General features: G+C 60.3%; 5 protein-coding genes. All 5 read left to right on the plus strand.

The features are described 5' to 3' along the window. Positions 1-137 precede the first annotated feature (137 nt). The 5 genes from E6C55_RS19800 (at position 138) to E6C55_RS19820 (ending at position 7,787) form a co-directional block, all read left to right on the plus strand. The gene (locus E6C55_RS19800; protein ID WP_168735764.1) at positions 138-2,081 is read left to right on the plus strand and encodes a clostripain-related cysteine peptidase; all 1,944 of its coding nucleotides are present in this window, start codon (positions 138-140) and stop codon (positions 2,079-2,081) included. Between the two features lie 64 nt (positions 2,082-2,145). Beyond that, the gene (hprK, locus tag E6C55_RS19805; protein ID WP_136371549.1) at positions 2,146-3,060 is read left to right on the plus strand and encodes an HPr(Ser) kinase/phosphatase; all 915 of its coding nucleotides are present in this window, start codon (positions 2,146-2,148) and stop codon (positions 3,058-3,060) included. 136 nt (positions 3,061-3,196) lie between these two features. Beyond that, a complete protein-coding gene (locus E6C55_RS19810; protein WP_136371550.1) occupies positions 3,197-5,401 on the plus strand; it encodes a carbohydrate-binding domain-containing protein in 2,205 nt (734 codons plus the stop codon). A 267-nt stretch (positions 5,402-5,668) separates the two neighbouring features. Then, on the plus strand, positions 5,669-7,579 hold the full coding sequence (locus E6C55_RS19815; protein WP_168735765.1) for a methyl-accepting chemotaxis protein: 1,911 nt from the start codon (positions 5,669-5,671) through the stop codon (positions 7,577-7,579). Then, positions 7,563-7,787 carry a hypothetical protein gene (locus E6C55_RS19820; protein WP_136371552.1) on the plus strand — a complete coding sequence of 75 codons (225 nt, stop codon included), beginning with the start codon at positions 7,563-7,565 and terminating at the stop codon, positions 7,785-7,787. The genes E6C55_RS19815 and E6C55_RS19820 overlap by 17 nt, the downstream gene beginning before the upstream one ends. Positions 7,788-8,717 lie beyond the last annotated feature (930 nt).

Consider the following 8,717-nt stretch of genomic DNA (forward strand, 5'->3'; position numbering starts at 1 on the left):
ACAACGCCCGTCCGGTAATGTCTCGTTTATGTAAACTCGGCCCTACGGCCCAATCCTGCGCGGCGAGTCGAAAATTGTCGTAGCTCCTTGGATAATTATGTATTACAATGGTCGCACACCTTATAGGAGGGTACTCTGTGACCAAGGGAAAATGGATCGGATTCGGCCTGCTCGGCCTCCTCGCTTTGTTCGTCATATGGCTGTTCATCCCAAGCGAGGATACGGATAACACGAACGTGAAGAGGGAAGCTGCGGAGAACGATGGAGACTACACAATTCTCGTCTATATGAACGGCTCCGATCTGGAGAGCGAATACGACGAAGAGAGCGACAGCTACTACGGGGCGGCCAGCTCGGACCTCGAGGAGATGATCTCCGGGCTGTCGGGCGATCGGGTGCGCGTGCTGGTCGAGACCGGCGGCACGCTCGCCTGGGCCGACGAGCGGATCGATGCCGAGCAGAATCAACGTTGGCTGATCGAAGACGGGCAGTTCACTCATGCGGCGGACGTCGGCTTGCGCAATATCGGAGAGGCGGATACGCTCGCGGACTTCGTCGCTTGGGGAGTCGAGCAATACCCGGCCGACAAGTATGCGCTGATCTTCTGGAACCACGGCGGCGGCTCCGTGCTCGGCTTCGGAGCGGACGAGCGGTTCGACTACGATTCGCTGACGCTTGACGAGCTGGCGGCGGGCCTTAAGACGGCACAGATGAGCACCGATGTCTCGTTCGAGGTGATCGGCTTCGACGCCTGCCTGATGGCCAACGTGGAGACGGCATCCCTGCTCAGCCCTTACGGGCGCTATCTGGTCGCTTCGGAAGAGCTGGAGCCGGGTCACGGCTGGGACTACACAGCGGCGCTGAGCCGCTTGTCCGACGAGCCCGACGCGGACGGGGCGACCTTGGGCCGGTGGATCGCCGACGGCTACCGGCAGCATGCGGAGGACAACGATCAGGAGAAGAACATTACGCTGTCGGTCGTGGACATGAGCCGCATGGAACGGGTCGTGACGGCCCTGGAGGCGTTCGCCCAAGAGGTCGACTCGGGCATCTCGGTGGATCGGTCGGGCTTCTTCAGCCTGGCGAACGGCCGCAGCCGCGCGGACGAATACGGCAGCTCCTCCACGCCGGAAGAAGCGAGCGACATGGTCGATCTGCTGGCGTTCGTTCGCAATGTGGCGGAACGATACCCGGATACTTCGAAGGAACTGGAGAACGCGCTGCAGGATGCCGTCGTGTACAACATCGTCAGCGTCGGGCATCCCGACGCGAGCGGTCTCTCGATTTATTTTCCCCACCGGAATAAGATCAACTTCGACGACAACCTGCAGCGATTCGCCGCGATCGGCTTCTCGGACAAGTATGTCGAATTCCTTCATTGGTATGTGAGCGGCTTGCTCGGCAACTCCGAGACGGTCGAGGTATCGACAAGCGGGCAGTTGAACTTCTCTTACAATGAAGAAGAAGACGAGTACGCGCCTTACGAGGTGTACGTCGATCCGGAAGAGCTGGAGCAGATCGAACAGATCTACGCGATCGTGTCGATGTATTCCGATGAAGACGCGGGCGAGGACAGCCCCCTCATCTATCTCGGCTACGATCACTACGTGGATGTCGATTGGGAGGAGGGCATCATCCGCGACGACTTCACCGGCGAATGGCTCATGTGGGACGGCAACTTCGTGACGCTCGATCTGGTCTCCCAGGGGGACGGGTTTATCCGCTACGCGATTCCGGCCAAGCTGAACGGCAAGGACGTCGATATTCTGGTCCACTACGATGTCGAAGAAGAGACATTCGAGGTGCTGGGGGCTTGGAAAGGCCTCGGCTCGGAGACGGGCATGCCCGACAAGAACATCATTCCGATCCGGGAAGGCGACCGCATCGTCCCGCAATTCTATTATTACTACGATTCCGGGGAAGACGGCTACATGGACGGGGACGAGTTCGTCGTGGGCGACACGATTGATCTCGAATACGATTACCTGCCGAACGGTTCGTATCTGTACGGCTTCTCTCTCGTGAGCTATTCCGGCGAGGAGACGCTGACCGACTTCATCGAGTTCGAACTGGAGGACTAATTCGGGTTCGGGTACAATAGAGAATAAGAGTAACTAGAGATTATGTGTTGAAGGAGGTGCCCGCGTGAAGTCCATCACCGTGCAGAGGCTCATGGATCAATTCAAGCTGGAGGCGCTGGCGGGGGCCGGCCGTCTGGACCGGGAGGTCTCGCGCCCGAGGGCCCATCGGCCGGGGCTGGAGTTCGTCGGGTACTTCGACTTCTTCCCGATGGAACGCGTGCAGGTGCTCGGCCGCAAGGAGATCACGTATCTGCTGCAGCTCAGCGTCGACGAACGCTTGCTTCATATCGGCAACATCGTCAAGTATCACCCGCCCTGCTTCATCGTGACGGCAGGCCAGCAGGAGCTGCCCTACCTGAAGAAGTTCTGCGACGAGGAGGGCATCCCGCTGCTGCGGACGAACGAATCGACGACGGAGTTCATCGCCAAGCTGGACGGCTTCCTCGTGAAGGCGCTGGCGCCCGAGCAGTCGATCCACGGCGTCTGCGTGAACGTATCGGGCATCGGGGTGCTGCTCAGGGGCAAATCCGGCATCGGCAAAAGCGAGACGGCGCATACGCTCATTCGCAGGGGTCACCGGTTCGTGGCGGACGACGTGGTTGTGCTGAAGAAGCTCGGACCGGCGCTGCTGCTCGGAACGCACAACGAGACGACCCGCGAGTTCCTCGCGCTGCGCAGCGTCGGCCTGATCAATGTCGTTCGCCAATACGGCCGCCGAGCGTTCCAGGACGAGACGCGCATCGTGCTCGACATCGAGCTGACGACCTGGCGGGAAGGGGATCTGAGCAACGCGCTTGAGCTCGAGCCCCGGTTCACCGAATATTTGGGCGTGCAGATTCCGCATATCCAGATTCCCCTGCAGCCCGGCCGCGACGTCGCCGGCCTGATCGAGGCGGCGGCGAACAACTGGTACCTGAAGCAGCTCGGCTACAGCGCCGCGGAGGAGTTCATGCAGCGCATTCAGAGCAATATGCAGTGAGGATTGGCGGGCCAGCACGACAGCGAACCGATTGCTTGAACCGATTGCGAGCAACTGCGGATTCATTTCAGTTTCATTTAAGCTTGAGCGCTTATGATACAAGAAAATCGAATCCGAAAGGAAGTGCTTTACTTCCATGTTGAAGCAATCGGTTACCTCGCTTCTGACGCTCGCCCTTCTTCTTCCCTCCGCCGCATTCGCATCGGCGGCCAGCACGGTCAGCGATACGGACATCGTGTTGTCCGACAGCGGAGTCACCGTCGACGGCGTTGCCGCCTCGACCTCATCTTCGAGCGATGTTTACGTCGGAGCCGATATTGTCTATTACGAGTCCGGGCATGACTCGAGCTATGGCGCAGGCAGCACCGATGACGCTCATGACAGCGCCGAGGCGGACAAGCATACGGTTGTCACGATCACGGAGCCCGGTACGTACCGAGTCTCGGGCACGCTGTCTGCCGGTCAGATCGCGGTCGATCTCGGAAGCGATGCAGCGACGGACCCGGACGCCGTTGTCACACTGATTCTCGACGGCGTGGACATCACGTCAACGGTTGCGCCCGGCGTTATTTTCTACAACGTGTATGAACCTTACAGCTCGGACCAAGATACCGGCGGCGTCACCGATCTGGCGGAGGCGGGAGCGCAGGTCATCCTCGCCGACGGCTCGGTCAATACGGTCAACGGCTCTTATGTGTCGAAAATCTACAAAGAGGGAACCACCTCGAAGCTGCATAAATACGACGGTGCCTTCTACTCCAAGATGTCCATGAACATCTCTGGAGAGACGCTTGGAACCGGAGAGCTGCACATTAACGCCGACAACGAAGGGCTCGACTCCGAGCTTCACTTATCCATTAATGGCGGCAACATCTATATCGAATCCCAGGACGACGGCATCAATACGAACGAGGATGGCATCTCCGTTACGACCATCAATGGCGGCTACCTGCACGTTAACGCCGGACTCGGCGCGGAGGGCGACGGGATCGACTCGAACGGCTACTTAACGATTAATGGCGGCACGATCGTCACCATGGCGAACGAGAAGAGCCCGGACGGCGGCATCGACGCCGATAAGGATATCCTCATCAACGGCGGCAATCTGATTGCATTGGGCACACGGAATGATGCGACAGGCACCGATTCCAAGCAGCCTTACATCGAGCTTGCATTCGCCTCTACGCAGAAGAGCGGCAGCGTCATCACGCTGGAGGATGCCGATGGCAATGTCCTCTTGGAGCATACCGCCGAGAAAGCGTTCCAGTCCGTCACCTTCTCCTCGCCGGAGCTGGCTCTGGACAAGGACTACTTCCTCTATGTGGACGGCGTTCAGCAGCAATATACAGGCAACTCCTTCGGCATGATGGGTGGCGGAATGGGCGGAGGAATGGGCGGTGCCGGCGGCACTCCTCCGGACGGGAGCTCCACTCCGCCGGAGCTTCCCGAGGGCGCAACTCCTCCGACGGACAGACCTGAAGACGGCGGCGAATTCCCGGGCGGCTTCAACCCGCAGGAGACGACGGGTGCAGAAGCCAGCGGCGAAGGCTCCGTTACGTTCAGCCTGACGTCCGCCGTTCGCAGCTTCTCCGGAATCTCCGCTTCGACAGAGGCGTCCGGCAAGACAGCAGTGACCTTCAGCGTGAACAACGGCTCCGGCATTGCGAACGTCGTCTCTGGCGGAACCGTCGCATTGGAGCAGCTTACAGCCAGTGCGAGCATTCCGAAGGAAGACATTCAACTGACCATTACGGATGTTCCATCCGAGAACTTCTCCTCCTCGATCCTGCTGTCCGAAGGACTGGACGCGCTTGAACTGCCGACGGAGGACGGCACCTACCAGCTCGTCGTCGCCGTGGTATCGGATAATGAGTACTACACCGGCGCTTCGCAATGGCGATTCACCATCGGAGCCTTGCCATTCACCGACCTCAGTTCCTCCGACAGCGCGTATAGCGCGGTGAAGGCTCTGTACGATAAAGGCATCTTGATCGGCACCAGCGCGACCTCCTTCTCCCCGAACAGCTCGGTAACGCGTGCTACTGCTATTACTGCTCTGGGAAGATTGCTTGGCGTCGAACAGTCCGATACGACGAAGTTCCAGGACGTTGTGCAAGGCAGTTGGTACTCCGGTTATGTCGCTTGGGCTTCGGATAATGGGCTCGTGCTCGGAGATGGGGCCGGCAATTACCTCCCGAGCGCCAGCATCACATCCACGCAGATGAACTTGATTCTGAGCCGCTATGCGGCATTGACCGGAATTACGTACACCGCTTCCGCTGGCGAAGACCATGCCCTTACTCGCAAAGAACTGGCCGTTCTTCTGGCCGCTCTGCTCTGAACGGATTGACCATTGGCAAGCCGGCGCTTCCCTGCGAAGGGGAGTGCCGGCTTGTTGCGGCTCCGGCTCCCTTTGTGTTCGTGATGGAGGGAGATGCGACAGGCTCCCCGCCTTCCGAGCAGAATAGACATTCTCTATGCGAACCATCATAAAACGGATAAAACTTTATCGTAATCGGGGGCTTGGCCTGACTCTCTCCTTACACTCGCTCGGTAGACTGGAAGCGCTGCTGGTTTAAACTTCCTACTCTTGAGGGTGATGACTGCTATGTTCGCTGCACCGCTGCTTCTGTTCGGCAAGAGCCGCTCCTTCACGCTTCGGCTGCTAAACCCGCGAAGATCGATCGGGATGAAGCTGTTCCTGATCATTTGGAGCAGCATTCTCATATGCGTGCTGGCCGGAGGCTTGCTGTCCAGCCATATATCCAAGGAGATTATCCGGGAGAAGGTATCGGACGCCGGTCTGCAAACCGTTCAGCAGACCTCCGAGAAGCTGAACCTGCTGCTGGCGGGCCTGGAGGGAATCACGGACCAGATCCTGACGGACCAGGTCGTGCAGGAGCAAGTCGATGCGCTCCTCGCCCCGAAGCTTAGTTCCTACCATGTCTATCAAGTCTACAGCAAGCTGACGGAGAGGCTGCTGACCTATGCGGCGAGCAACTCGATGATTACGGACGGGTATCTCATTCCGGTGAACGAGAACGCCAAGAAGTCGATCGCCGCCACCTCCTCTTCGGTCATCGGCACCTCTTCCATAGTCGGGGACGACGCGGCGGCCAAGCCGTGGTTCCAGGCCGTGCTCGCGGCCAAGGGGGAACCCGTGTGGATCGCGACTACCCCGGTCGAACCAGAGAGCGCGTCCAGCAGCTCGCAGGCAGGCCCCACCATCGGCGTTGCCAGGCTGCTCGTCAGCAAGTCCCAGAACGCGGATGCCTTCGTGCTCCTGCTTCAAATCCGCTTAAGCGATGTTGCGGACCAGTTCCAGAGGGTCGACTTGGGGCCGGGAAGCGAGCTCGTCATCTCGGACGGAAGCGGCCAGTATGTCTACGCTCCCGATAGCGGGCGAATCGGCCAGGCGATGGACGTGCAGTTGCCGCCGAACGCCTGGGCGACGGGCAGTCTGCAAGCGGCGGGCTCGGACGGCGGGGAAGCGATGCTCTTCTTCGACACGTTCGCGCTGAACGGTTGGCAGTTGATCGGGACCGTCCCCGTCCGCAACCTCGTCAAGGATGCCGACCGCATCTCCGTCGTCACGTGGGCAATTGTCGCGGCGGCGGCGCTGCTGGCTCTCGGGATCGGCCTGTTCGTCATCCGGATCGTCGCGCTTCCCTTGGGTCGGCTTCAAGGCCTGATGCGGGAGGGCCAGCTCGGCCGGCTGCATGTGCGGGCCCCCATGGCATCCGAGGACGAGATCGGCCAGCTCTCCCGGAGCTTCAATGATATGATGGCGCAGATCACCACGCTGGTCGAGCAGATGGGGGCTTCGGCCCGCGAGGTGCTGAATACGGCCGAGGCGCTGACGGCCGCATCCAGTCATACGGCCGGCGCGGCGCGGGAGCTGTCGCTTGCGACCGGCGAGATCGCAGGCAGCGCATCCAGTCTGGCGACGGAGGCGGAGAAGGGCAGCGAGCAGGTCGGCGCGATCGACCGGCAGAGAAGCCTCGTGGCTGAGGCCGGATCGCAGATGAAGGCGGCTGCCGCCGGCGTGAAGGAGGCCAGCGAAGCGGGGGCATCCTCCGTGGACGTCATGCTGGAACGGACCGGGCAGACCGAGAGCGTGGCCCGAAGCATGACGGAGAAGATCGACCATCTGAAGAACAGCACGGGCGCCGTTCGCCGCATTCTGGACATTCTCAACGGACTGGCCCAGACGACAAACATCCTGTCGCTTAATGCCTCCATCGAGGCGGCGCGGGCGGGTGAGGCGGGCCGCTCGTTCATGGTCGTGGCCGGCGAGATCCGCAATCTGGCGGAACAGTCCCGGAAGTCGATCGACGACATCGGACGGCTGACCGATTCGATCCAGCTTGAGATCGAGGACACGGTTCAATCCGTCGCCGAGGTATATCCGCTGCTGCAGCACCAGATCGGCTCAGTGCGGGAGTCCGGGAGCATCTTCGAGACGGTGCAGGATCACATGGAGCAGTTCATCGAGTCGCTCCATGACGGAATCGCTTGACGGACTGGATCGATCCCAAGTGAAGCTGTCGGAGACGGTCAGCCATGTCAGTGCGGTATCGGAGGAGATGCTGGCCTCCACGCAGGAGGTCTCCTCGGTCAGCAACGGTCAACTGGCGCTCGGCGAGCAGCTTGTCCAGCTCTCTGGCCGGCTGGAAGAAGTGTCGAGGCAACTGGAGACATCGCTGGCTCGGTTTACCGTCCGTTGACGCGGCATGTCTTCTGGTGATGCCTAGCGGCGATAGGTGCGTGGTGATACCGAGATGAGTCGCCATGGTTACTCACCACGGGTCAACTGGAGCGGCGATAGGCGCGCGGAGGGACCGAGATGAGTCGCCATTACTCAAGTGCGGCGTTCGAGCAGGCGTGGTGGGTGCAGATAGAGTAACCACGGGTCAACTGGAGCGGCGATAGGCGTGCGGAGGGACCGAGATGAGTCACCATTACTCAAGTGCAGGCGTTCGAGCAGGCATGGTGGGGGCAGATGAGTAACCACGACCCAACTGAAGCGGCGATAGGCGTGCGGAGGGACCGAGATGAGTCACCATTACTCAAGTGCAGGCGTTCGAGCAGGCATGGTGGGTGCAGATGAGTAACCACGGGTCAACTGAAGCGGCGATAGGCGCGCGGAGGGACCGAGATGAGTCACCATTACTCAAGTGCGGGTGTTCGAGCAGGCATGGTGGGTGCAGATGAGTAACCACGGGTCAACTGGTGCGGCGATAGGCACGCGGAGGGGCTGGGATGAGTCACCATTACTCAAGTGCGTGCGTTCGTGCAGGCATGGTGGGTGCAGATGAGTAACCACGGGTCAACTGGAGCGGCGATAGGTGCGCGGAGAAGCCGAGATAGGCGCCACATCAACCTCTCCAACCGCCTCTTCGGAGCGGCGTTGTGCGGATTTCTCCACTAACTCCCCCCACTTCGTCTCTCCGCGCTCGAAGGATAGGACTTCCTCCACTACCTCCGCCCCTCAGCCTCTCACAGTAGGCTTTTCATCGCTACGGACGGCCCGTAAGCGTCAAATAGCCCCCACCTGGCGATGGGAGCGAGATTCGACTAAGCTTTTACTTGGATTGGGGCATCCGGCATTCTGCCGGAAGCTGCTCGGACCACGGCATAAATGGCTCGAGGGCCTC

Origin of the sequence: Cohnella fermenti, assembly GCF_004801405.1 — a bacterium.
Taxonomy (GTDB): Bacteria; Bacillota; Bacilli; order Paenibacillales; family Paenibacillaceae; genus Cohnella; species Cohnella fermenti.